Source organism: Sphingobium sp. TomMM7A (assembly GCF_055397305.1).
In genome coordinates this window covers 2,437,763-2,460,949 of record NZ_AP027311.1, presented here as the reverse complement: position 1 = coordinate 2,460,949, position 23,187 = coordinate 2,437,763, and the positions used below count along the sequence as shown (strand labels likewise).

At 61.0% G+C, this 23,187-nt stretch carries 30 protein-coding genes; 2 read left to right on the top strand and 28 right to left on the bottom strand.

Annotated elements, in window-relative coordinates:
- Nucleotides 1-376 precede the first annotated feature (376 nt).
- From ACZ5ZH_RS12310 to rpsL, 27 genes are all read right to left on the bottom strand, one after another.
- Nucleotides 377-1,033 carry an adenylate kinase gene (locus tag ACZ5ZH_RS12310; RefSeq protein ID WP_464771680.1) on the bottom strand — a complete coding sequence of 219 codons (657 nt, stop codon included), beginning with the start codon at nucleotides 1,031-1,033 and terminating at the stop codon, nucleotides 377-379.
- 44 nt (nucleotides 1,034-1,077) lie between these two features.
- A complete protein-coding gene (gene secY / locus ACZ5ZH_RS12305) occupies nucleotides 1,078-2,442 on the bottom strand; it encodes a preprotein translocase subunit SecY (RefSeq protein WP_196225099.1) in 1,365 nt (454 codons plus the stop codon).
- Nucleotides 2,443-2,758: 316 nt separating this feature from the next.
- Nucleotides 2,759-3,295, bottom strand: a complete 537-nt coding sequence (gene rplO, locus ACZ5ZH_RS12300) for a 50S ribosomal protein L15 (protein WP_464771679.1) — start codon at nucleotides 3,293-3,295, stop codon at nucleotides 2,759-2,761.
- Nucleotides 3,296-3,574: 279 nt separating this feature from the next.
- Nucleotides 3,575-3,754: a 50S ribosomal protein L30 gene (gene rpmD, locus ACZ5ZH_RS12295; RefSeq protein ID WP_196225097.1), complete on the bottom strand. Its 180-nt coding sequence runs from the start codon at nucleotides 3,752-3,754 to the stop codon at nucleotides 3,575-3,577.
- 5 nt (nucleotides 3,755-3,759) lie between these two features.
- On the bottom strand, nucleotides 3,760-4,485 hold the full coding sequence (rpsE, locus tag ACZ5ZH_RS12290; protein ID WP_449470819.1) for a 30S ribosomal protein S5: 726 nt from the start codon (nucleotides 4,483-4,485) through the stop codon (nucleotides 3,760-3,762).
- Between the two features lie 2 nt (nucleotides 4,486-4,487).
- On the bottom strand, nucleotides 4,488-4,853 hold the full coding sequence (rplR, locus tag ACZ5ZH_RS12285) for a 50S ribosomal protein L18 (protein WP_449470817.1): 366 nt from the start codon (nucleotides 4,851-4,853) through the stop codon (nucleotides 4,488-4,490).
- A gap of 1 nt (nucleotide 4,854) precedes the next feature.
- A complete protein-coding gene (rplF, locus tag ACZ5ZH_RS12280) occupies nucleotides 4,855-5,388 on the bottom strand; it encodes a 50S ribosomal protein L6 (RefSeq protein WP_460987202.1) in 534 nt (177 codons plus the stop codon).
- Complete coding sequence (gene rpsH, locus ACZ5ZH_RS12275) at nucleotides 5,388-5,783, bottom strand: 30S ribosomal protein S8 (RefSeq protein ID WP_021239751.1); 396 nt, start codon at nucleotides 5,781-5,783, stop codon at nucleotides 5,388-5,390. Before rpsH ends, rplF begins: the two co-directional genes overlap by 1 nt.
- A gap of 12 nt (nucleotides 5,784-5,795) precedes the next feature.
- Nucleotides 5,796-6,101: a 30S ribosomal protein S14 gene (rpsN, locus tag ACZ5ZH_RS12270; RefSeq protein WP_007707881.1), complete on the bottom strand. Its 306-nt coding sequence runs from the start codon at nucleotides 6,099-6,101 to the stop codon at nucleotides 5,796-5,798.
- Between the two features lie 52 nt (nucleotides 6,102-6,153).
- Nucleotides 6,154-6,726: a 50S ribosomal protein L5 gene (gene rplE, locus ACZ5ZH_RS12265; protein WP_449470813.1), complete on the bottom strand. Its 573-nt coding sequence runs from the start codon at nucleotides 6,724-6,726 to the stop codon at nucleotides 6,154-6,156.
- A complete protein-coding gene (gene rplX, locus ACZ5ZH_RS12260) occupies nucleotides 6,726-7,037 on the bottom strand; it encodes a 50S ribosomal protein L24 (RefSeq protein ID WP_196225092.1) in 312 nt (103 codons plus the stop codon). The genes rplE and rplX overlap by 1 nt, the downstream gene beginning before the upstream one ends.
- Nucleotides 7,037-7,405: a 50S ribosomal protein L14 gene (rplN, locus tag ACZ5ZH_RS12255; protein ID WP_007686569.1), complete on the bottom strand. Its 369-nt coding sequence runs from the start codon at nucleotides 7,403-7,405 to the stop codon at nucleotides 7,037-7,039. The genes rplX and rplN overlap by 1 nt, the downstream gene beginning before the upstream one ends.
- A gap of 164 nt (nucleotides 7,406-7,569) precedes the next feature.
- Entirely contained in the window at nucleotides 7,570-7,833 is a 264-nt protein-coding gene (gene rpsQ / locus ACZ5ZH_RS12250; RefSeq protein WP_006960320.1) for a 30S ribosomal protein S17, read from the bottom strand.
- Nucleotides 7,834-7,845: 12 nt separating this feature from the next.
- Nucleotides 7,846-8,049 carry a 50S ribosomal protein L29 gene (gene rpmC, locus ACZ5ZH_RS12245; protein WP_056691689.1) on the bottom strand — a complete coding sequence of 68 codons (204 nt, stop codon included), beginning with the start codon at nucleotides 8,047-8,049 and terminating at the stop codon, nucleotides 7,846-7,848.
- A gap of 3 nt (nucleotides 8,050-8,052) precedes the next feature.
- Complete coding sequence (gene rplP / locus ACZ5ZH_RS12240) at nucleotides 8,053-8,484, bottom strand: 50S ribosomal protein L16 (RefSeq protein ID WP_267249803.1); 432 nt, start codon at nucleotides 8,482-8,484, stop codon at nucleotides 8,053-8,055.
- A 21-nt stretch (nucleotides 8,485-8,505) separates the two neighbouring features.
- On the bottom strand, nucleotides 8,506-9,201 hold the full coding sequence (gene rpsC, locus ACZ5ZH_RS12235; protein WP_196225090.1) for a 30S ribosomal protein S3: 696 nt from the start codon (nucleotides 9,199-9,201) through the stop codon (nucleotides 8,506-8,508).
- A 4-nt stretch (nucleotides 9,202-9,205) separates the two neighbouring features.
- Nucleotides 9,206-9,592 (bottom strand): 50S ribosomal protein L22, encoded by a 387-nt coding sequence (gene rplV / locus ACZ5ZH_RS12230; protein WP_449470811.1) that lies wholly within the window; start codon nucleotides 9,590-9,592, stop codon nucleotides 9,206-9,208.
- Nucleotides 9,592-9,870, bottom strand: a complete 279-nt coding sequence (gene rpsS, locus ACZ5ZH_RS12225; RefSeq protein ID WP_007686576.1) for a 30S ribosomal protein S19 — start codon at nucleotides 9,868-9,870, stop codon at nucleotides 9,592-9,594. The genes rplV and rpsS overlap by 1 nt, the downstream gene beginning before the upstream one ends.
- 5 nt (nucleotides 9,871-9,875) lie before the next feature.
- Entirely contained in the window at nucleotides 9,876-10,712 is an 837-nt protein-coding gene (gene rplB / locus ACZ5ZH_RS12220) for a 50S ribosomal protein L2 (protein WP_196225088.1), read from the bottom strand.
- A 2-nt stretch (nucleotides 10,713-10,714) separates the two neighbouring features.
- Nucleotides 10,715-11,032: a 50S ribosomal protein L23 gene (locus ACZ5ZH_RS12215; protein ID WP_021239762.1), complete on the bottom strand. Its 318-nt coding sequence runs from the start codon at nucleotides 11,030-11,032 to the stop codon at nucleotides 10,715-10,717.
- Nucleotides 11,025-11,648: a 50S ribosomal protein L4 gene (rplD, locus tag ACZ5ZH_RS12210; RefSeq protein ID WP_449470809.1), complete on the bottom strand. Its 624-nt coding sequence runs from the start codon at nucleotides 11,646-11,648 to the stop codon at nucleotides 11,025-11,027. The genes ACZ5ZH_RS12215 and rplD overlap by 8 nt, the downstream gene beginning before the upstream one ends.
- Nucleotides 11,649-11,651: 3 nt before the next feature.
- Nucleotides 11,652-12,407, bottom strand: a complete 756-nt coding sequence (gene rplC / locus ACZ5ZH_RS12205) for a 50S ribosomal protein L3 (RefSeq protein ID WP_464772650.1) — start codon at nucleotides 12,405-12,407, stop codon at nucleotides 11,652-11,654.
- Between the two features lie 275 nt (nucleotides 12,408-12,682).
- Nucleotides 12,683-12,991 (bottom strand): 30S ribosomal protein S10, encoded by a 309-nt coding sequence (rpsJ, locus tag ACZ5ZH_RS12200; RefSeq protein WP_004208724.1) that lies wholly within the window; start codon nucleotides 12,989-12,991, stop codon nucleotides 12,683-12,685.
- A 208-nt stretch (nucleotides 12,992-13,199) separates the two neighbouring features.
- A complete protein-coding gene (gene tuf / locus ACZ5ZH_RS12195; protein WP_464771678.1) occupies nucleotides 13,200-14,390 on the bottom strand; it encodes an elongation factor Tu in 1,191 nt (396 codons plus the stop codon).
- Nucleotides 14,391-14,526: 136 nt separating this feature from the next.
- Nucleotides 14,527-16,620, bottom strand: coding sequence for an elongation factor G (gene fusA / locus ACZ5ZH_RS12190; RefSeq protein ID WP_464771677.1), 2,094 nt, complete (start codon nucleotides 16,618-16,620; stop codon nucleotides 14,527-14,529).
- A 152-nt stretch (nucleotides 16,621-16,772) separates the two neighbouring features.
- Nucleotides 16,773-17,243 (bottom strand): 30S ribosomal protein S7, encoded by a 471-nt coding sequence (gene rpsG / locus ACZ5ZH_RS12185; protein ID WP_066560556.1) that lies wholly within the window; start codon nucleotides 17,241-17,243, stop codon nucleotides 16,773-16,775.
- A 13-nt stretch (nucleotides 17,244-17,256) separates the two neighbouring features.
- On the bottom strand, nucleotides 17,257-17,628 hold the full coding sequence (gene rpsL, locus ACZ5ZH_RS12180; protein ID WP_007686591.1) for a 30S ribosomal protein S12: 372 nt from the start codon (nucleotides 17,626-17,628) through the stop codon (nucleotides 17,257-17,259).
- A 365-nt stretch (nucleotides 17,629-17,993) separates the two neighbouring features.
- Between rpsL and ACZ5ZH_RS12175 the strand changes: the two genes are divergently transcribed.
- Together ACZ5ZH_RS12175 and ACZ5ZH_RS12170 are read left to right on the top strand one after the other, a co-directional pair.
- Complete coding sequence (locus tag ACZ5ZH_RS12175) at nucleotides 17,994-20,279, top strand: putative bifunctional diguanylate cyclase/phosphodiesterase (RefSeq protein ID WP_464771676.1); 2,286 nt, start codon at nucleotides 17,994-17,996, stop codon at nucleotides 20,277-20,279.
- Nucleotides 20,280-20,482: 203 nt separating this feature from the next.
- Nucleotides 20,483-21,589 carry a M23 family metallopeptidase gene (locus tag ACZ5ZH_RS12170; RefSeq protein WP_464775190.1) on the top strand — a complete coding sequence of 369 codons (1,107 nt, stop codon included), beginning with the start codon at nucleotides 20,483-20,485 and terminating at the stop codon, nucleotides 21,587-21,589.
- 73 nt (nucleotides 21,590-21,662) lie between these two features.
- On the opposite strand, the gene ACZ5ZH_RS12165 is transcribed toward ACZ5ZH_RS12170, so the two are convergent.
- Complete coding sequence (locus ACZ5ZH_RS12165) at nucleotides 21,663-23,171, bottom strand: YifB family Mg chelatase-like AAA ATPase (RefSeq protein WP_464771674.1); 1,509 nt, start codon at nucleotides 23,169-23,171, stop codon at nucleotides 21,663-21,665.
- Nucleotides 23,172-23,187 lie beyond the last annotated feature (16 nt).

Genomic DNA, 23,187 nt, shown 5'->3' with positions numbered 1-23,187 from the left:
GGTCGGATATATATTGTTGCTGGCGCCTCCATGCTGAGTCCAGCTTGGAAGGTCAGTCGCCCTGCTCCGCTGTGCGCTTCAGCCGTGCAAGCTGCTCACAGAAACAGCCTCCCGCTTTTGTATCCAGGCTAAGGTTGGCGGCATCGCCACTGCAGGTGTGTTCGCTGCTCCACCAGCGCGCCGATGAAGCAATCAAGGATATATTGTTTGCACATCGCCCAGGGTTTCGACGCTGCTGACTACCTCGAAGCCGAAATCGTTCGCCGACTTAACTTCCGCTTGGGCGACCGTTCCGCAAGCGAGCGCAGTGACTAGGATGGCCCGAATAGAGTTCCGCATGCCTTCCTCCCGCCTCTGAAAGACGGGAGAAATTACCTCAGCTTTGGGCGTGATCCAATATGCCCGCGATTGCCGCAGTCACATCGTCCATGTCAGCCATGCCATCCACACGGGACACGATCCCTCGCGCCTCATAGATTGGAAGGATGGGGGCGGTCTTAGCGCGATATTCCGCCATCCGGGTGCGAACCGTTTCTTCATTATCATCGGGACGGCGCTTGAACTCATGCCCATGGCATTTGTCGCACTCATCAGCGACCTTGGGCTGCTTGAAGCTGTCGTGATAGCCCTCACCGCAGGTCGCGCAGGTGAAGCGGCCCGTGATGCGCTCAACCAGAGCGTCCTCATCGACGTCGAGTTCGATGACATGGTCCAATGTACGGCCGCGATCGGCAAGAATGGCGTCGAGCGAATGAGCCTGAGCTTCGGTGCGCGGATAGCCGTCGAAGATCACGCCAGTGCTGTCGGCCAACCCATCCAATGCTTCGCCGATGATACCGGAAACGATTTCATCCGAAACCAGTTCACCCGCTTCCATCACCGCCTTGGCCTTGAGGCCAATCGGCGTCTGCGCCTTTACCGCCGCCCGCAGCATGTCACCCGTCGACAGCTGAACCATGCCACGGGTTTCGACCAGGCGGCTCGCCTGCGTGCCCTTCCCTGCTCCTGGAGGACCCAGCAGAATGATATTCATTTTGCGCATACTCCCCTGTTCTTGCGCCGCGCCTCGATGCGCTTTTAACGAAGGCGTCCCTTCAGCTTCGCCTTCTTGATCAGATCCCCATATTGGTGAGCCAGCAAATGGCTCTGGATCTGCGTCACGGTATCCACCGTGACATTGACCACGATCAGCAGACTCGTCCCGCCCAGATAGAAGGGAATACCCGCCCGGGCGATGGCAAATTCCGGCACCAGGCATATGATGGCCAGATAGGCAGCACCAATCACCGTGATCCGGGTCAGCACATAGTCCAGATAATTTTCGGTGTTCTTGCCGGGACGGATGCCCGGTATAAACCCGCCATTCCGCTTGAGATTATCTGCCGTCTCCTCAGGATTGAACACAACCGCGGTGTAGAAGAAGCAGAAGAACACGATACCCAGGCCATAAAGGCCCATGTAAACCGGGCTGCCGTGCGACAGATATTGGTTCAGCGTCAGTACGAAATCCCCAAGCCTGCTCTCACCGGCAATGGTTCTACCCGCGAACTGGGAAATGGTGAGTGGCATCAGCAGAAGCGAACTGGCGAAGATCGGCGGGATAACGCCGGCGGTATTTACCTTGAGCGGCAGATGGCTGCGATCCGCCTGCATCAATCCCTGACGAGTCTGGCGCTTGGGATACTGGATCAGCACGCGGCGCTGCGCGCGCTCCATGAAACAGATCAGCAGGATCAAGCCGACCGCCAATGCGATGACCATCACGATCAACAGGCCCGAGATCGATCCCTCGCTGCCCGATTTGAAAAGATTGCTTAGGGTGACCGGAAGCTGAGCAACGATACCAGCCATGATTATTAGGCTGACGCCGTTGCCGATACCGCGCGACGTGATCTGTTCACCCAGCCACATCAGGAACATCGTGCCCCCGATCAGCGACACGACCGCTGCGATCCGGAACAGAAAACCGGGATCAACCACTGCTTGCACACCCGATTGTGCGCCGAAGCTTTCGAGGCCGACCGCGATGAAATAGCCCTGCACCGCAGTCAGGCCAACCGTGCCGTAACGCGTATACTGGTTGAGCTTTTTGCGACCGCTCTCGCCTTCCTTCTTAATCGCGGCGAGCTGCGGCGAAAGGCTGGCCGCGAGCTGTACGACGATCGAGGCGGTGATATATGGCATCACCCCGAGCGCGATCAGGCTCATGCGTGACAGAGAACCACCCGAAAAGGTGTTGAAGATGTCCAGGACACCACCGTTCGTCTGCTTGTAAAGCTGAGACAGCGCGGTCGGGTCGACGCCCGGTAGCGGCACGAAACTCAGGAAGCGAAACACGATCAAGGCGCCCAGTGTGAACCATAGGCGCTTCTTGAGGTCGGTCGCCTGGCTGAACTTTGCCAGGCTGAGATTGGATGCGAGCTGGTCGGCTCTCGATGCCATCTTGGCTGCCCTTCAAAACATCTTGGCCAAGGTCACGCCCCAGCCTGAATCGCTAATCCCTTAGCGGGGTCATGGGGCGCTGTCGAACCGGGATTTGCGGATGATGCGACAAAGTGCGCCTTCAGCGTCCCGCCCTTCCTTGCGTTCCCCATTTCGTTTCGAGCGGAGTCGAGAAACGGGTGATGTCCTGACGGTACCGAGACAGTGCGCGACACGATCTGACGAAAGGAAGGCTGCCGGAACATTGCCCGAAACACATAGCCCCGCTCGCCCATATCGGGCAGCGGGGCCATGCTTGCAAGCCTTGGCGGCTTGATTAGGCCTTGGCCGCGGCCTTCTTGGCAGCTAGGGCCGTGCCCTTCTTGGCCTTCGCCTTATCGGCAGCGGGAACGACTTCGATCATCTGGACCTTGCCGCCAGCCTTCTCGACCGCCTCGACAGCGCCCTTCGAGGCACCGGCGACCAGCAGGTTGACCTTGGCGGCCAGTTCGCCCTTGGCGAGCAAACGGACGCCGTCCTTGCCGCCGCGAGCCAGCGCAGCAGCCTTCAGCGCCGCATGGTCGATCGTCGCATTGGCGTCGAGCTTGCCGGCGTCGATCGCCTTCTGCACCGCGCCCAGGTTCACGATCGCGTAATCCTTGGCGAAAATGTTGTTGAAGCCGCGCTTCGGCAGCCGCATGTGCAGCGGCATCTGGCCGCCTTCGAAGCCGTTGATCGCAACGCCCGAACGCGCCTTCGCACCCTTCTGGCCGCGACCAGCGGTCTTGCCCTTGCCCGAGCCGATACCACGGCCGACGCGCATCCGACCCTTACGGGCACCGGCATTGTCATTGAGTTCGTTAAGCTTCGTCATTGTGCACTCGCTTTCGCTATGTTCGCGCGAGGCATGATTGCTCTTTGAGCAGTCATGCCGAAGTCCCAGCGAAGGCTGGAACCGCTGGCGGCTGAACGCGACTTCTCGGGTCGCGCCTAGCCAAATGAAACCGGGGGTCTCCTCACAAGAGGACTCGCCATCCGGCATGAGATCCCAGCCTATGCTGGGATTTTGGAAGTCGCGCCTTTAGCGCGTCTTCCAAAAAAACGAAAGAGGGGTTTCCCCCTCTCCCGCTTCATTCCATTGTGATCGGAAGGCTCAGCCCTCGACCACTGCGACCATGTGGGGAAGCTTGGCAATGGCACCGCGGACTTCCGCTGTGTCTTCCAGTTCAACCACGCGGTGCATCTTGCCAAGGCCGAGGCCGATCAGAATCTTCTTCTGGTCGGCGGGACGGCGGATCGGTGAGCCGATCTGCTTGATCTTGATCTTCGCCATATCCGTTACTCCACGATCGCTTCGGCATCAGCCTGCGCGACTTCGGCCGAGGCGCCACCACGACGAAGCAGGTCAGCAACCTTCTTGCCACGACGCTGCGCCACCGACTTCGGACTGGTCTGTTCGCCCAGCGCCGAGAAGGTCGCACGAATCATGTTGTAGGGGTTCGAGGTGCCGTTCGACTTCGTCACGACGTCTGCAACGCCTAGGCTTTCGAACACCGCGCGCATCGGACCACCGGCGATGATACCCGTACCGGCGGGGGCCGACCGAACCGTCACCTTACCCGCACCGAAATGGCCAAGGCCGTCATGGTGCAGCGTGCGGCCTTCCTTCAGCGGAACGCGAACCATCGCCTTCTTGGCCGAAGCGGTCGCCTTGCTGATGGCTTCAGGCACTTCGCGCGCCTTGCCATGGCCGAAGCCCGCACGACCCTTGCCGTCGCCGACAACCACCAAAGCAGCAAAGCCGAAGCGCTTACCGCCCTTGACGGTCTTCGAGACGCGGTTGATGTGAACCAGCTTCTCGATCAGCTCTTCGCCCTGTTCCTCGTCACGGTTACCACCGCGACGATCGTCGCGACGGCCACGGCCGCCACGCTCACCACGGTTGCGGTCACCGCCGCGACCACGACCCCGACCGGGACCACGGCCCTCGGTCGGTGCATTCTCGCCGCCTTCGACAGCAGCAGGTGCGCCCGCCTGGGCCTGGATTTCGTTTTCGTCAGCCATGATCAGAACTCCAGCCCGCCTTCGCGGGCGGCATCGGCCAGCGCCTTGACGCGGCCATGGAACAGGAAGCCACCACGATCGAACACGACCTTGGTGACGCCGGCAGCGGTCGCCGCAGCGGCAACGCGCTTGCCGACTTCCGCAGCGGCTTCGGAAGAGGCGCCAGTCTTACCCAGAGCCTTCGACCCGACGTCCTTGTCCAGGGTCGACGCGGCGGCCAGGGTCTTGCCCTGCGCATCGTCAATGACCTGGGCGTAGATGTGACGGCCCGAACGGTGGACGCTGAGGCGGGGCTTGTGGCCCGATACTGCCTTGAGCGCGGTGCGAACGCGGCGGCGACGCCGCGCGAAGAGGGAAAGCTTTGCCATCTTACTTCTTCTTCCCTTCCTTGCGGAAGATGAACTCGCCGGCGTACTTGATACCCTTGCCCTTATAGGGTTCGGGCTTGCGCCAGCGGCGGATCTCGGCCGCAACCTGACCCACCTTCTGCTTGTCGATACCGCTAATCTCGACCGTGGTGTTATCCGGGGTCTTGATTTCGATACCTTCCGGGATCGCGAAATCGACGTCGTGCGAATAGCCGAGCTGCAGCTTCAGGGTCTTGCCCTGCGAGTTGGCGCGGTAGCCGACACCGGTGATGAGCAGCTTCTTGGAAAAGCCCTCGGTAACACCGGTGATCAGGTTAGCAATCAGCGTGCGCTGCATGCCCCAGAAAGCGCGGGCGCGCTTGCTGTCATTGGCAGGCTTCACGGCGATCGATCCGTCTTCGATGCTGTAGGTGACTTCGTCGGCCAGCGGAATGGCGAGGGTACCCTTGGGCCCCTTCACCGACAACTGACCGCCTTCGATGGCGGCGGTGACGCCCGCAGGGACGGCAACCGGTTTCTTACCAGTGCGGCTCATCAGAACACCTCCGCCAGCACTTCGCCGCCGACATTCTGCTCACGCGCTTCCGCGTCGGACAGAACGCCGCGAGGCGTCGAGACAATGGTGATGCCCAGGCCGTTGCGGACCACCGGCAGTTCCTTGGAACCCGAATAGACGCGGCGGCCAGGCTTGGACACGCGGGCGACATGCTTGATCGCGGGCTGGCCCTCGAAATATTTCAGCTCGATGCGCAGGCCCGGGTGCTTGCCGAGAGCTTCCTCGGAATAACCACGGATATAGCCTTCGCGCTGCAGCACGTCGAGCACGCGGGCGCGCAGCTTCGAAGCGGGGGACACAACGCTGTCCTTCTTCGCCTGCTGCCCGTTGCGGATGCGGGTGAGCATATCACCCAGGGGATCGGTCAATGCCATCTCAAATGATCCTTACCAGCTCGACTTGGTGACGCCGGGGATCAGGCCCTTGTTGGCCAGATCACGCAGCTGCACGCGGCAGAGGCGGAATTTGCGGTAGTAAGCGCGGGGACGCCCCGTCAGTTCGCAGCGGTTCCGAACGCGCGTCGGGTTGCCGTTGCGGGGGATCTCCGCCATCTTCAGACGCGCGATCAGACGATCGCTGTCGTCGGCCGCGGTATCATTCGCGATCGCCTTGAGCTTCGCATAGCGGCCGGCATATTTCTTGACCAGCTTCTTGCGGCGCTCATTTTTGTTGATCGAACTCAGTTTCGCCATGACTTAAGTTCTCTTTCCTTGGGTGTCTTTGGAAAGAGAAGCGGGACCTTGTTCAGGCCGCCTGCTTCTCTTCGATCGGGAAGGGGAAGCCAAAGAGACGCAGCAGTTCGCGCGCTTCCTCGTCCGTCTTCGCCGTGGTGGTCACGATGATGTCCATGCCGCGCACCTTGTCGATGCGGTCATAGTTGATCTCGGGGAAGATGATCTGCTCCTTGATGCCAAAGGCATAGTTGCCACGGCCGTCGAAGCTTTTCGGATTGAGACCACGGAAGTCGCGCACGCGGGGCAGAGCAACGTTGATCAGGCGATCAAGAAACTCGTACATGCGCTCACGACGCAGCGTGACCTTGGCACCGATCGGCATGCCTTCACGGAGCTTGAACTGCGCGATCGACTTGCGAGCCTTGGTGATCACCGGCTTCTGGCCAGCGATCAGTTCCATTTCCTCGGCGGCCGAGGTAACCTTCTTCTTGTCCTGGGTCGCTTCGCCCACGCCCATGTTGAGCGTGATCTTCTCGATCTTCGGGACCTGCATGACGTTTTCGTAACCGAACTTCTCGGTCATCGCCTTGGCGATTTCGGCGTCATACTGCGCCTTGGAGCGCGGAGTGTACTTGTCGCTCATTACAGCACCTCACCGGACTTGACGGCGACGCGGACCTTCTTGCCGTCGCGGTCCTCGAAACGGACGCGGGTCGGCTTGCCATCCTTGTCGGCGACAGCGACATTCGAAATGTGGAGCGGCGCGGGCTTGCGCTCGATGCCACCCTGCGGGTTCGCCTGGTCGGGCTTGCGGTGACGCGCATGCACGTTGATGCCTTCCACCAGGACCTTGTCGTCCTTGGGCAGCACAGCCAAGACAGCGCCGGTACGTCCCTTGTCCTTGCCAGCGAGCACGACGACCTTGTCGCCCTTCTTGATTCTAGCAGCGCTCATTACAGCACCTCAGGAGCAAGGCTGATGATCTTCATGTGCTTCTTGGCGCGCAGTTCGCGAACGACCGGGCCAAAAATACGGGTGCCGATCGGCTCCTCGTTCTTGTTGATCAGCACGGCGGCGTTGCCGTCAAAGCGAATCACGCTGCCATCAGCGCGACGCACGTCCTTGGCGGTGCGCACGATGACAGCGCGATGCACGTCACCCTTCTTCACCTTGCCACGAGGCGCAGCCTCCTTGATCGAGACGACGATGATGTCGCCCACGCTCGCGAAGCGACGCTTCGAGCCGCCCAGCACCTTGATGCACTGGACGCGCTTGGCGCCGCTGTTGTCAGCAACGTCAAGATTGGATTGCATCTGGATCATTGATCCGGTTCCTTCTTGTCTGGCCTACCGAGACTGTCCCGGCGGTTCCGAATTCGGGTTTCGACCGGAAGATTCGAAACACGAAGCGCGGGCCTGTAACCTCTCCGACAAGAAAAGGCCAGCCCCGCGTCCGAAATTTCGACCCTCAAGGCCGGTGACTAACCTCAGGCCGCCGTTTCAGGCGACTTGTGGGTGTCCACGCGCTCGATGACCTTCCAGGTCTTGAGCTTGGAAATCGGAGCGGTCTCTTCGATGCGGACCGTTTCGCCTTCCTTGTAAACATTGCCCTCGTCATGGGCATGGTACTTCTTGGAGCGGCGGATGATCTTGCCGTAGAGCGCATGCTTAACCTTGCGCTCTACGCGAACCACCACCGTCTTGTCGGTCTTGTCGGAAACCACCGTTCCCGTCAGCACGCGCTTGGGCATCGTGTGTTTCCTTTACTTCGCGGCGGAGCTGTTACGCTCCGTCTGCAGGGTCTTGATCTGCGCGATCGAACGGCGGACTTCCTTCACGCGGCTGGGCTTTTCCAGCTGGTTGGTGGCCGCCTGGAAACGCAGGTTGAACTGCTCGCGCTTCAGGTTGTTGAGTTCGGTCGACAGTTCGTCGTCCGTCTTGGTCTTGAGGTCGGCAACGTTGGCCACGGCTTAGCCCTCCAGGTGCGAGGTGTCGCCGAGGCGGGCAACGACCTTGGTCTTGATGGGCAGCTTCATCGCGGCGCGCGAGAATGCCTCTGCTGCGAGCGGGCCAGGAACGCCGTCGAGTTCGAAAAGGATACGACCTGGCTTCACGCGAGCCGCCCAATATTCGACCGAACCCTTGCCCTTACCCTGACGGACTTCGGCAGGCTTCTTCGACACCGGAACGTCGGGGAACACGCGGATCCACAGACGACCCTGGCGGCGGATGTGCCGGGTGATCGCGCGGCGGGCCGCTTCGATCTGACGCGCGGTAACGCGCTCGGGTTCCAGAGCCTTCAGGCCATAGGAGCCGAAGTTCAGGTCCGAACCGCCCTTGGCGTCGCCCTTGATCCGGCCCTTGAAGGTCTTGCGGAACTTCATTTTTTTCGGTTGCAGCATGACGCTATACCTACCTTATTCTCAGCGCGCCGGGCGTACGCCGGAGGTCTGAGCCTCCAGCATCAGCCGGTCGGTAGCCATCGGATCATGACCAAGGATTTCGCCCTTGAAGATCCAGACCTTGATGCCGCAAACGCCATAGGCGGTGTGCGCCGTGGCTTCAGCATAGTCGACGTTCGCACGGAGCGTGTGCAGCGGAACGCGGCCTTCGCGATACCATTCCACACGTGCGATCTCCGCGCCGCCCAGACGGCCGCCGCAAGTGATCTTGATCCCTTCCGCGCCGAGACGCAGGGCGGACTGCACCGCGCGCTTCATCGCACGGCGGAACGCCACGCGACGCTCCAGCTGGTCGGCAATGCCCTGTGCCACGAGCTTGGAGTCTACTTCCGGCTTGCGGATCTCGACAATGTTCAGGCTGACGTCCGAAGAAGTCAGGCTGCCCAGCTTCTTGCGCAGCTTCTCAATGTCCGCACCCTTCTTACCGATGATCACACCGGGACGAGCAGCATATACCGACACGCGGCACAGCTTAGCCGGACGCTCGATCACGACCTTGGAGATCGCGGCTTGCGGCAGGTTCTTCATGATATACTGGCGGATCTTGAGATCCTCCAGCAGCAGGCGACCATAGTCGGCGCCTTCCGCGTACCAGCGGCTATCCCAGGTGCGGTTGATCTGCAGGCGCAGACCGATCGGATTGCTCTTGTGACCCATAGTCTTACGCCTCCGCTTCTTCAGCTGCTTCGCGAACGACGATGCGCACGCGGCTGAAGGGCTTCAGGATCCGGGTCGACTTGCCGCGGCCGCGGGCGTGGAAGCGCTTCAGGGTGAAGCTCTTGCCCACCGATGCTTCCGCGACGACCAGCGAGTCGACGTCCAGATTGTGATTGTTTTCCGCATTGGCGATGGCCGAAGCCAACACCTTGCGCACGTCGACAGCCATCGCCTTTTTCGAGAAGGCAAGGATGTTCAACGCCTCTTCGACCTTACGGCCGCGGATGAGCGTGGCGACCAGGTTCAGCTTCTGGGCCGAACCACGGATCTGCGTGCCAACGGCCAGCGCCTCATTGTCGGCGACGCGACGGGGAGCCTTTTCCTTGCTCATTAGCGCTTGCCCTTCTTGTCGGCAGCGTGGCCGGGGAAGTAGCGGGTCGGGGCGAATTCGCCCAGCTTGTGACCCACCATATCCTCGTTCACCGAGACCGGCACATGCTTGCGGCCGTTATAGACGTTGAACGTCAGGCCAACGAACTGCGGCAGGATGGTGGAACGGCGCGACCAGGTCTTGATCGGACCCGAACGGCCACCGGCGTCCTGCGCCACTTCCGCCTTCTTCAGAAGGCTGAGGTCCACGAAAGGACCTTTCCAGACGGAACGAGCCATCTCGCTTACCTCTTCTTCTTCGCGTGGCGGCTACGGATGATGAACTTGTCCGTTGCCTTGTTGTGGCGGGTGCGCGCACCCTTGGTCGGCTTGCCCCAGGGAGTAACCGGATGACGGCCGCCCGAGGTCCGGCCTTCACCACCGCCATGGGGGTGATCGACCGGGTTCTTCGCCACACCGCGCGTCAGAGGACGGATACCGTTCCAACGGTTGCGGCCTGCCTTGGCGAGGTTGGTGTTGCCATTGTCCGGGTTGGACACGGCGCCGATGGTGCCCATGCAATCCGAACGGATGTAGCGCTGCTCGCCCGAGGACAGGCGGACCATCACCATGCCGCGATCGCGGCCGACCAGCTGGGCGTAGGTGCCCGCCGACCGGCAAAGCTGACCGCCCTTGCCCGGCTTCATCTCGATGTTGTGGATGATCGTGCCAACCGGCATCTGACCCAGTTCCATCGCATTGCCCGGCTTCACGTCGGTCTTCTTGCCCGCGATGACCTTGTCACCCGGCGCAAGCCGCTGCGGTGCCAGGATGTAGGCCTGCGTGCCATCGGGATAGTTCACCAGAGCGATGAAGGCTGTGCGGTTGGGGTCATATTCCAGACGCTCGACCGTACCTTCGACATCCCACAAGCGGCGCTTGAAGTCGATGATGCGATAGCGCTGCTTGTGACCGCCGCCGATACCGCGCGAGGTCACATGGCCCTTGTTGTTACGGCCACCAGTCTTGCGCTTGCCTTCGGTCAGCGCCTTGACGGGCTTGCCCTTGTGCAGGCTGGACTTGTCGACCAGGATAAGGCCACGCTGCGCGGGGCTGGTCGGGTTGTAGCTCTTAAGCGCCATGATCAGCGCACTCCTTCGGTGATGTCGATCGACTGGCCGTCAGCCAGACGAACGATCGCCTTCTTCACGTCCGAACGAGTGTAGGGCTTGCCCTTCCACTTCTTCGTCTTGCCCTTGGCGACCAGCGTGTTCACGCTCTTGACGGTCACGCCCCAGAGCGCCTCGACGGCCGCCTTGATCTCCGGCTTGGTCGCATCATTGGCGACCTTGAAGACCACGGCGTTATTCTCGGAGAGAAGCGTCGACTTCTCGGTGATGACCGGGGCGACAACGACGTCATAATGACGGTTATCGACCTTCGCGGCTTCTTTCTTAGCCATTGAAACGCGCCTCCAGCTTTTCGACCGCGGCGCGGGTCAGCACCAGCGAGTCGGCCTTCAGGATGTCATAAACGTTGGCGCCCACAGCGGGCAGCAGGTTCACGCCGATGATGTTAGCCGAAGCCTTGGCGAAGCTGATGTTCACGGCGTCACCGTCGATGAACAGCGCCTTGGTGAGGTTCAGCTTGGCGAGGCTGGCGACCAACTCGCGGGTCTTGCCGTCCTTGACGTCGAGGCTGTCGATGATGGTGAGCGATCCGCTCTTGATCTTCGACGACAGCGCCATCTTCAGGCCCAGCGCACGAACCTTCTTGTTCAGCGAGGGATTGAAGTCGCGGACGCGGGCACCGTGAGCCTTACCACCGCCGATGAACACCGGTGCGCGGCGATCGCCGTGACGGGCGGTGCCGCCACCCTTCTGGCGGCCGAACTTCTTGCCGGTGCGGGCAACGTCGCTACGCTCGCGCGTGCCGCGGGCAGTGCCGCGACGCTTTTCGAGCTGCCAGGTGACGACGCGGTGCAGGATGTCGGCGCGAGGCTCGAGGCCGAACACGGCATCGTTGAGCTCCAGTTCGCCAGCAGTCTGCGCGTCGAGGGTCTGTACATTGACCTTCATGGTTTAGCCCTCCTGGCCTTCGGTGACTTCGGGAGCCGCAGCTTCTTCAGCCGGGGTGTTCGCCGGAGCGCTATTGCTGTTCGCAGCCTGCTTCAGGCTGGCGGGATAGGGTGCGTCCGCCGGGCGAGCGACCTTGACGGCGTCGCTGACGGTGAGCCAGGCCCCCTTCGCGCCCGGAACGCTGCCCTTCACGAAGAGAAGGCCGCGCTCGACATCGGTGCGCACGATTTCGAGGTTCTGCTGGGTCCGCTCACGGTCGCCCATATGACCTGCCATCTTCTTGTTCTTGAAGACGCGGCCCGGATCCTGACGGTTACCGGTCGAACCATGGGCACGGTGACTGATCGACACGCCGTGGGTGGCGCGCATACCTCCGAAGCCCCAGCGCTTCATGGCGCCGGCGAAACCCTTACCTTGGGTGTGACCGGCAACATCGACCAACTGGCCAGCGATGAAATGATCGGCCGCGATCTCGGCGCCGACATCGAGGAGCGCGTCCTCGGCGACACGGAATTCGACCAGACGCGCCTTCGGCTCCACTTCCGCCTTGGCGAAGTGACCGCGCTGCGGCTTGGCGACATTCTTGACCTTCGCGACGCCCGCACCAAGCTGAACCGCGACATAACCGTCACGATCAACTTCCTTGCGAGCCACGACCTGATTGCCCTCAAGGGCCAGAACCGTAACCGGTACATGCCGTCCGTCCTCCTGGAACAGACGGGTCATCCCGACTTTCTTAGCGATCACGCCTGTGCGCATCACTGATTACTCCCATAGAGGCCCGCCTTAGCAGCGGGCGTATCCAACGAAAAAACCGCTCAGGATCCCTCCTTCGCGGCCAACCCAAATAACAAATCACCCCGTCCGGGTTGGTTGCCACTCCCTACTCGGGAACAGCGACGGGGGACCAGGACCACGAGCCATTTCCAGTTTACCGGAGAGGCCGTGCGGTATCCCTTGTGTCGTTTGAGCTTCCGGTCTCCCGGAATGCCCGATACCCTGCCATCCTTGCGGAAAAGCAGGGACTTGCCAGCTTAAGCCAGCTTGATTTCCACGTTCACGCCGGCAGCCAAGTCCAGCTTCATCAGCGCGTCGACCGTCTGCGGCGTCGGCTGCACAATGTCAAGCATACGCTTGTAGGTGCGGACCTCAAACTGCTCGCGTGACTTCTTGTCGATGTGCGGACCACGGTTGACCGTGAACTTTTCGATGCGCGTCGGAAGGGGAATCGGACCGCGAATAAGGGCGCCGGTGCGGCGGGCGGTTTCGGCGATGTCGCCGGTCGCCTGATCAAGCACGCGATGATCGAACGCCTTGAGGCGAATGCGGATGTTGCTGTCCATTGTTCCTGTACCGATGCGAAAGAGCCAAAAACCTGGAGCATTTTCAGAAATCAGCTGGAGCAGCCGATGACTTGTGAGAATGCACCACCAAAAAATATCCGCCCCGTTTCCGGCCCTTCTAGCTCAGTCGAGCCGGAGAAAGGCGATCCGGGGCGGTAGAAATTCCGAGCGGCGCGAATCAGGCGATTCGCGCCGCTGCGGTCCTATATTACTTCGAGATCGTGCCGACAACCCCGGCGCCGACGGTACGACCGCCTTCGCGGATGGCGAAGCGCAGACCCGAGTCCATCGCGATCGGCGCGATGAGCTTGATGTTCAGCTTCACATTGTCGCCGGGCATGACCATCTCGGTGCCTTCGGGCAGGATAACTTCGCCGGTGACGTCCGTGGTGCGGAAGTAGAACTGCGGACGATAGTTCGCGAAGAACGGGGTGTGACGGCCGCCTTCTTCCTTCGACAGAACATAGACTTCCGCGTCAAACTCGGTGTGCGGCGTAACCGAACCGGGCTTGGCCAGAACCTGACCACGCTCAACGTCTTCACGGCCAACGCCACGAACCAGAGCACCGATGTTGTCGCCCGCACGACCTTCGTCGAGCAGCTTGCGGAACATTTCCACGCCCGTGACGGTGGTCTTGCGGGTGTCCTTGATGCCGACGATCTCGACTTCTTCGCCAACCTTGACGATACCGGTTTCGACGCGCCCAGTCACAACGGTACCACGACCTGAGATCGAGAACACGTCTTCGATTGGCATAAGGAAAGGCTTGTCGATCGGGCGCTCCGGCTGCGGAATGAAGCTGTCAACAGCAGCCATCAGCTTCAGGACGGCTTCCTTGCCGATTTCATCGTTCGAGCCATCCAGCGCCTTCACGGCCGAGCCGGGGATGACAGGGATGTTGTCGCCGTCGAAGTCGTAGGACGACAGCAGTTCGCGGATTTCCAGCTCGACCAGCTCGAGGATCTCCGGATCGTCAACCAGATCGACCTTGTTCATGAACACGACGAGCTGGGGAACGCCAACCTGCTTGGCGAGCAGGATGTGCTCACGGGTCTGCGGCATCGGGCCGTCGGTGGCCGAAACGACGAGAATCGCGCCGTCCATCTGGGCCGCACCAGTGATCATGTTCTTGACGTAGTCAGCGTGACCCGGGCAGTCGACGTGCGCGTAGTGACGGGCTTCGGTCTCATATTCAACGTGCGCCGTCGAAATGGTGATGCCGCGCTCGCGCTCTTCGGGAGCCTTGTCGATGTTCGCGTAGTCAACGAAGGTCGCGCCGCCGGTTTCGGCCAGCACCTTGGTGATCGCCGCGGTCAGCGAGGTCTTGCCATGGTCAACGTGACCGATGGTGCCGATGTTGCAGTGCGGCTTGTTCCGCTCAAACTTAGCCTTAGCCATTTTATCCTACCTTCTAATCAAATCAGCTTTGGTCTGACCGCTCGGCCGCGCCTCGCGAAGGCGCGTCCATAGCAGCAAATTCACAGATTACCAGCCCCTAACCGAGCCGTGTGCACGGCTCGATTAAGGAAAATCATCAGGCCATCTTCGCCTTGACTTCGTCCGCCACATTCTGCGGCACTTCGTCATAGTGGGAGAAGATCATCGAGTAGTTCGCGCGGCCTTGGGTGAAGGAACGCAGCGAGTTCACATAGCCGAACATGTTGGCCAGCGGCACCATGGCTTCGACCACCTGGGCATTGCCGCGCGTGTCGGTGCCTTGAATCTGACCACGACGGCTGTTCATGTCGCCAATGACGTCGCCCAGATATTCCTCCGGGGTGACGACTTCGACCTTCATGACCGGTTCGAGCAGCGTGATGCCCGACTTCTGCGCCGCTTCGCGCATTGCTCCGCGAGCACAGATTTCGAACGCCAGTGCCGACGAGTCGACGTCATGGTACGCGCCATCATAAAGCACGATGTCGAAATCGATAATCGGGAAGCCGATCAGCGAGCCGGTTGCCGCCGTCTCACGGAAGCCCTTTTCAATAGCGGGAATATATTCCTTGGGAATGTTACCGCCCTTGATCTCATCCTTGAACTGGATCCCCGCACCGCGCTCGCCCGGGGTCAGCTTCACCTTCACGCGGCCGAACTGACCGGTACCACCCGACTGCTTCTTGTGTGTGTAGTCGATGTCGACCGGCTTCTTGAGATATTCGCGATAGGCCACCTGCGGCGCGCCAACATTCGCCTCGACCTTGAATTCGCGCTTCATGCGGTCGACCAGGATTTCGAGGTGAAGTTCGCCCATGCCCTTGATGATGGTCTGGCCCGATTCGTGGTCGGTCGTGACGCGGAAGGACGGGTCTTCAGCGGCCAGGCGGTTGAGCGCGACGCCCATCTTTTCCTGGTCCGCCTTGGTCTTGGGTTCAACCGACAGCTCGATCACCGGCTCGGGGAATTCCATTCGCTCCAAGATGATCGGCTGGCGCTCGGCGCACAGCGTATCACCGGTGGTGGTTTCCTTCATGCCGGCCAGCGCGACGATGTCGCCGGCATATGCCGCGTCGATATCTTCACGGCTGTTCGCATGCATCAGCAGCATGCGGCCGATCTTTTCCTTCTTGTCCTTGACCGAGTTCAGATAGGTGCCCTTGGTCAGGGTGCCCGAATACACGCGCAGGAAGGTCAGCGAGCCGACGAACGGATCGTTCATGATCTTGAACGCCAGACCCGAAAAGGGCGCGTCGTCGGCGGTCGCGCGGCTGTCGGGCTGGTCGTTGTCGGGGTTGATACCCTGAACGTCCTCGATGTCGAGCGGCGAAGGCAGATAGTCGACGACGGCGTCGAGCAACGGCTGAACGCCCTTGTTCTTGAACGCCGAGCCACACAGCACCGGCACGAACGCCTGGCCCAGCGTACCCTTGCGGATCAGCTTCTTGAGGGTTGCGGTGTCGGGCAGGTTGCCTTCAAGATAGGCTTCCATCGCTTCGTCGTCCTGCTCGACGGCAAGTTCGATCAGCTTTTCACGATATTCGGCAGCCTTGTCAGCCATGTCTGCCGGAATTTCTTCGTAGGTGAACTCCGCGCCCAGATTCTCATCCTTCCAGATGATCGCGCGGTTTTCGACCAGATCGACCAGGCCCTTGAAATCCGACTCAGCGCCGATGGGCAGATAGAGGACGGCTGGGGTAGCGCCCAGACGATCAATGATCGTCTGCACGCAATAATAGAAGTTCGCGCCGGTACGGTCGAGCTTGTTGATGAAGCACATGCGCGGCACGCGATACTTGTCAGCCTGGCGCCACACGGTTTCCGACTGCGGCTCAACGCCAGCAACGCCGTCGAACGCGGCGACCGCACCGTCGAGCACGCGCAGCGAACGTTCAACTTCGATGGTGAAGTCGACGTGGCCGGGGGTGTCGATGATGTTCAGGCGATGCTCAGGACCCTTGCCCTCTTCGGCCTTCCACACACAAGTGGTGGCCGCAGACGTGATGGTGATACCACGCTCCTGCTCCTGCTCCATCCAGTCCATGGTGGCGGCGCCGTCATGGACTTCGCCGATCTTGTAGGACTTGCCGGTGTAATAAAGGATACGCTCGGTCGTGGTGGTCTTGCCGGCGTCAATATGCGCCATGATACCGAAATTGCGATAGCGTTCGAGCGGATGGCTGCGGGCCATGATGCTTCTCCGTTGCCGGCGCACCGGCGATGAGTGAGTGAGTCTTGCGGCTGGCCCCTAAACCAATCCGTCCGCCATGGGTAGCCCCACGGCGAACGGACCGACATTCAAAACCAGATAGAAAAAGCGGGCACCAAAGCGCCCGCCTTTCTTTACCAGCGGTAGTGCGAGAAGGCGCGGTTCGCTTCCGCCATGCGGTGCGTATCTTCGCGCTTCTTGACCGCGTTACCACGGTTGTTGGCAGCGTCCAGCAGCTCACCCGACAGGCGCGCAGCCATGGTGGTTTCGCTGCGGTTGCGCGACGCGGTGATCAACCAGCGGATCGCCAGCGCCTGGGCGCGCTCGGGGCGCACTTCGACGGGGACCTGGTAGGTCGCACCGCCGACGCGGCGGCTGCGGACTTCGATGCCGGGCTTCACATTGTTCAGCGCGTCATGGAACATGCCGATGGGGTCCTTCTTGGACTTCGTCTCGACAGTTTCGAGCGCACCGTACACGATGGACTCAGCGACGGCCTTCTTGCCATCCTGCATGATGCTGTTCATGAACTTCGACAGCACGATATCACCGAACTTGGGATCGGGCAGGATAACGCGCTTTTCGGGGCGACGACGACGTGACATATTCTAGTCTCCCTTACTTCGGACGCTTCGCGCCGTACTTCGAACGGCTCTGCTTACGGTCCTTGACGCCCTGGGTATCCAGAACGCCGCGCAGCACGTGATAGCGCACACCGGGAAGGTCGCGTACGCGGCCGCCACGGATCAGCACAACGCTGTGCTCCTGAAGATTGTGGCCTTCACCCGGAATGTAGGTGATGACTTCGCGCTGGTTGACCAGACGCACCTTCGCCACCTTACGGAGAGCCGAGTTCGGCTTCTTCGGGGTCGTCGTGTAAACACGGGTGCAAACGCCGCGCTTTTGCGGGTTCGCTTCCATTGCAGGGACCTTCGACTTGGTCTTCTGCAGTTCGCGGCCCTTGCGGACCAGCTGGTTGATTGTTGGCATGAAGCCCTTCACCTTTTCAGTTACTTTACCGCAAGCATTCCCGCGTTCTTCACGGCCTGAAAAGGATGACCTTCCAAACAGCAAAGGCCCCGGCGGGAAACCCGCCTGGAGCCGCAAGAGCACCGGCAATGTTCAGCTCTATGTCGCCTGGCATGTCACCGACCAGAAAGACCGAATCTTTCCAGGTGGATCGCCGCTGGGCAGGCGCGCCTATAGCGAGGCACGGTAATCCGGTCAAGAACGGCGGCGCGCCACCTCGTTTCGGTTTCGTTCCAAGATGGTGAAGCCTTCATTAGCAGATTGATAACCGACATTATTCTATTGATTTCCAGTGGCGCCACCGGGTGCGCCGACGTGGATTGGCCGTGACCCATCTTTCTCTCTTCACGGGTGAGTTTCTCAGCCGGACACAGGAAGCCGCTTTTCAAGCGGAGCGCCTCACCGAGTCGCGTCGGCACGCCCGTATACTCTTCCTCTGCTCGGTCGCCCTGAATGCGCTTTTCCTGCTGAGTGATTGGCGCTTTTTCGGCACGCCCCATTTCTGGATCGCAGTACCGGCGCGCCTCATTGTGGTGCTATGGTCACTTGGATGCCTGTATTTCAGCCGGAAGCTGGAGTCCTTCCAGAGGGTCGAGCGGCTCTGCTTGGCCTGGCAGATCGTAACCGCAATCGGTGTGGCATTCCTGGTCAGTTCCCGCAGTGATATCGCTATTTTCGTGCTCGTCATGCTGCCGCTGATCTTTTACCTGGGCGTGCCTACCAGCTTCCGGGGCAATTTCGGCGGCGGGCTGGGATGTGGAGTTGCGCTACTCATCGGCTATCTGGCGCCTGCGCCCTTATCCCCCACCGCCCCTGGCATGATCATGGCCGTGCTGATCCTTCACTGCGGCATGTGGATCACGATCATGCGGACAAACCGCCTCCAGCGCCTTGAGTGGGTGGCGAGCCAGGCCGCCGGTACGGCGCGAGCCGCGTTGGCGCGCAACAGCAAAACGCTGGAGCGCATGTTCATGAGCGTACCCATCCCGCTGCTGGTCACACGTCAGGACGGCACGGTAATCCGCTTCAACGATGCTGCTGCTCAGGCCTTTGGATCAGACGGCGACATTTCGCGCATTCACCTGCTTGGCGAGGGCTCCGCCGCGCAGGCGAGCCTGCGGGACCAGATCGCAAGCGGCGATGCGCTCAACAATCAGGAATGCCGTATCGTCGGAAAGGATGCGGTGGTCCACGACGTGTTGCTAGCGACGCGCCCGATTCAAATAGACGACAAAGAATGCATCCTTTCCAGTATCGTCGATATCACAGACCGCAAGGATGCCGAGCGGCATCTGGCCCATCTTGCCATGACCGACGCGCTGACAGGCTTGGCAAATCGCTCGCATTTCATGGCGACGCTGGCGCAGGCGGCAAGTGCGACAGGGCATGCGGGCGGACAGATGGCCGTTGTGCTGATCGACGTCGATGAGTTCAAACGGATCAACGACAGCGCCGGGCATGCAGTCGGCGACGCGCTCCTTTGCGCTGTAGCCGAGCGCCTGCGGCGCGCAGTGCGACCGGGAGATCTGGTTGCGCGCATGGGGGGCGACGAATTTGCCGTTCTGTTGACGCGTCTGCGCAATGGACCGGATCTGGAAGCGATCCTGGCGCGCATGATGGCTCAACTTCATCAGCCACTCGCCTACGGCCATCGTGACGTCGACTGCCGTGTCAGCATGGGCGTTGCACTTTTTCCGGAACATGCTGGGGACATTGCGGACCTTATAAAATTCGCGGACATCGCCCTGTATGAAGCGAAAAATGGCGGACGAGGTCGCGCGTGCTTGTTCGAGCCCTCGCTGCTCGAACGCTGGCAGCAGGAAGCCCGAATGCTGGATCGCGCACGCCACGCCTTGGTCCATGCCCCACCCGTCCCCTGGTATCAGCCCAAGATCGATCTATCGACGGGCGCCATCATCGGCTTCGAGGCGCTGCTGAGATGCGTTCGTACTGACGGCTCAGTCATCATGCCGTCCGAGATTGCCGCTGCGTTCGAACATTCCGAGCTAGGCCGGACAATCAACGAGCGGATGCTGGATCGGATTCTGGCCAACTGTCGACGCTGGCAGGATCAGGGACTGGATTTCGGTCATGTCGCCATCAATGTGCCAGGGGTAGAGCTTCACGACGGCAGCTTCCCTGATCGATTGCTCTCCCGACTCGCCGCGACAGGCGTATCCACTGCGAGGATCGAATTGGAGGTGACGGAGTCGGTTTTTCTTGGCCGGAATGCGGAGGTCGTGGAACGCAGTCTTCATCAATTGAGTACAGCGGGCCTGTCCATCGCGCTGGATGATTTCGGCACCGGCTATGCGTCGCTCTCGCATCTGAAGCAGTTTCCAATAGATATCATCAAGATAGATCAGCGTTTCGTCCGGGACCTGGAAACCGATCCAGATGACGCCGCCATTGTACGAACATTGCTGAACCTTGCCTATAGCCTTGGCATTCGAACGGTCGCCGAGGGCGTCGAAAATGTTCATCAGGTTGATTATCTGCGTGCTGGTGGGTGCCATTATGCACAGGGCTTTCATTTCGGGGCAGCCGTCCCGGCTAGTGAAGTTCCCGCTCTGCTGGGGTTGCATGTCGCAGCCCGTCCCACCGAGGCATAATTTTACTTTTCGTCAGGAACCGGAACGGCCGAAGCACGTTTCACCCCGATCTGATTTCGACTCGTCACGAGTCCGCGTTGGCGGATTCGCGTGCTGCTCGTCCCTTTGGTAACGGGCCGTTTCTCTAAGAATTGAGCACGGGGTCGTCATTGTTGCAGCGGTGTAAATTAGGCATTTTCAGCCTATGGGCGAGGATTGCCGCTTTGTGCCCGGAGCGGCAATTCCTCTTCCAGTCTGGCGGAAAGCTGCAGCGTGTCCGCATCTCGAGCCGCACCCAGGTATCGACGCTTCTCCTATCCGCAGCGCTGATTATCGGCGCGGCCACGCTGGCTCTGTCGCTTTCTTGGAACCGGTCTGAAATGGAGAGGGAAAGCGCCGCGATCAATGCGAAAACCAGGGCGATAGCTGAGTACAAGAAATCCATTGAACAACGTGCGCGCGACCTGGAGGCCCGGCAAGACTTCATGGACGATCTTTATCACGCTCATTTTGGCGAGGACGCTTCCCAAGCTGGCGTGGCACTGAAAAACCTGTCCGGACAAGCTTCCACGCAAGGCGGGGCCGATTCATCAAAGGTGCGCATCAGTGCCACTCAAGACATTCATCCTCTGGGAGCGATTGACGCGAGACAGCGCCGGTTCGCGGCGCTTCTTACTCATGCGGTCAAGCGCCGGGCGGACGAAACGGCGCATGCAATTCGTCGCCTGGGTCTTAATCCCGACCTATTGGCGCCTGCAGCTCCCCGTGCGCAAGGCGGTCCCTTCGTGCCCTGGCGTGATGTGCAGAGGCCGATGCCCCGGGAATTCGAGCGTCTTTCTGATGCTCTTGCCCGGATGGAATCCTTGGAGACCAGTCTGAAGACCATTCCGTCTGGCCTCCCGACGATGGCCCCGATGCAATCCAGTTCCTATGGCTATCGCCGCGATCCGTTCAATGGCCATGCCGCATTCCATGCGGGTATCGACTTTCCCGGCCGTCACGGCGAACCCATATTGGCCGCCGCGACAGGCAGGGTCAGCTTTGTTGGTCAGCGGAGCGGCTATGGCAATGTGGTGGAGATCACCCATGGTAACGGCTTGATGACGCGATATGCCCATCTGTCCGGTTTCAATGCCCGTATTGGGCAACAGGTCATCCGTGGACATCAGATCGCGCGCATGGGTTCAACCGGCCGTTCGACGGGTGACCACCTTCATTTCGAAGTGCGCTTGAAGGGGGAGCCCGTCAATCCGCGACCTTTCTTGGAAGCCGCCCGAACCGTCCAGCAAGTCGCCGCTGCCCGGAACGCTGACATCCAAAGCCGCGGTTGAATCTCCGCTACTTCAACGGTTGATACTCCGGCAGCTTCCTCCACAAGCGTCAGACTAGCCGAGACTTTCCGGGTCAGTTGACTGGCGCCCGGCGCCTGTAGCTGAGCGCTTCGGCGACATGTACGCGGCCGACCTGTTCCGCGCCAGAAAGGTCGGCGATCGTCCGGGCTACGCGCAATACCCGGGTATAGCCCCGGGCAGAGAGCTTCATCGCCGCCGCCGCCTGCGCCAGCAGCTCCCGCCCAGCTGCATCAGGGCCGGCAACTTCCTCAAGCCGCTCTCCATCGACTTCCGCATTGGTTCGCACTCGAGTTCCGGCATAGCGCTGCGTCTGACGGTCGCGCGCGGCCGCCACCCTGCCTGCTACTTCCGCCGAACCTTCAGTTGGAGGAGGCAGGACGAGATCTGCCGCCGTCACGGCCTGAACCTCGACATGCAGATCGATACGGTCAAGCAGTGGCCCCGAAACCTTGGCCTGATAATCCGCGGCACAGCGCGGCGCGCGTGAGCAGGCGAGAGCTGGATCAGCAAGATGGCCGCAGCGACAAGGGTTCATCGCTGCAACAAGCTGAACCCGCGCCGGGAAAGTGACATGGGCGTTGGCGCGAGCAACCGTAACCTCGCCTGTTTCCAGCGGCTGACGCAGCGAGTCGAGTACAGTGCGCTGGAACTCGGGCAGCTCATCGAGGAAGAGGACGCCAAGGTGCGCCATGCTGACCTCACCCGGCCGCGCCTTGTGCCCGCCGCCGACCAACGCCGCCATCGATGCGCTATGGTGTGGAGTGCGAAACGGCCGTGCGCGGCTGATGCGGCCGCCTTCCAGTGACCCTGCGACGCTTGCCACCATGGACGTTTCCAGCGCTTCGGTCGGGGTGAGTTGTGGCAGGATGCCGGGCAGGCAACTTGCCATCAACGACTTACCTGCGCCCGGTGGCCCCACCATCAACAGGTTATGCCCCCCGGCTGCGGCGATCTCCAGCGCGCGCTTTGCCGTTTCCTGCCCCTTCACCTGGCGCAGATCTGCCGTACGATGCGGAACCTCGACGACGCCCGGCTGTGGCGGGGAAAGCGCGGCATTGCCCTTGAAGTGATTAAGCAGACTCAGCAGATCGGGGGCGGCGATGACCTCCACCTGACCAGCCCAGGCCGCTTCCGGACCCTGAGCGACCGGGCAGATGAGGCCCAACTCCTTTTCGCCAGCATGCAATGCGGCGAGCAGCACACCGGGGGTGGAAGCGATGCGGCCATCAAGCCCCAATTCTCCCACGACGACATAGCCCGACAGCGTCTCGGCATCGATCACCCCCATGGCGCCGAGCAGCGCAAGTGCAATGGGGAGGTCGAAATGCGATCCTTCCTTGGGGAGGTCCGCAGGTGAAAGATTTACCGTGATCCGCTTGGGCGGAAGGGACAGGCCGATCGCGGCGATGGCATTGCGCACCCGCTCGCGGCTTTCCGCCACGGCCTTGTCCGGCAAGCCGACAAGAATGAAGTTGGGGAGGCCCGGAACGAGCTGACACTGCACCTCCACGCTGCGCGCGTCCAGCCCGAGATAGGCGACCGTCGATACCGTCGAAACCAATGTGCCCCCATTTTTT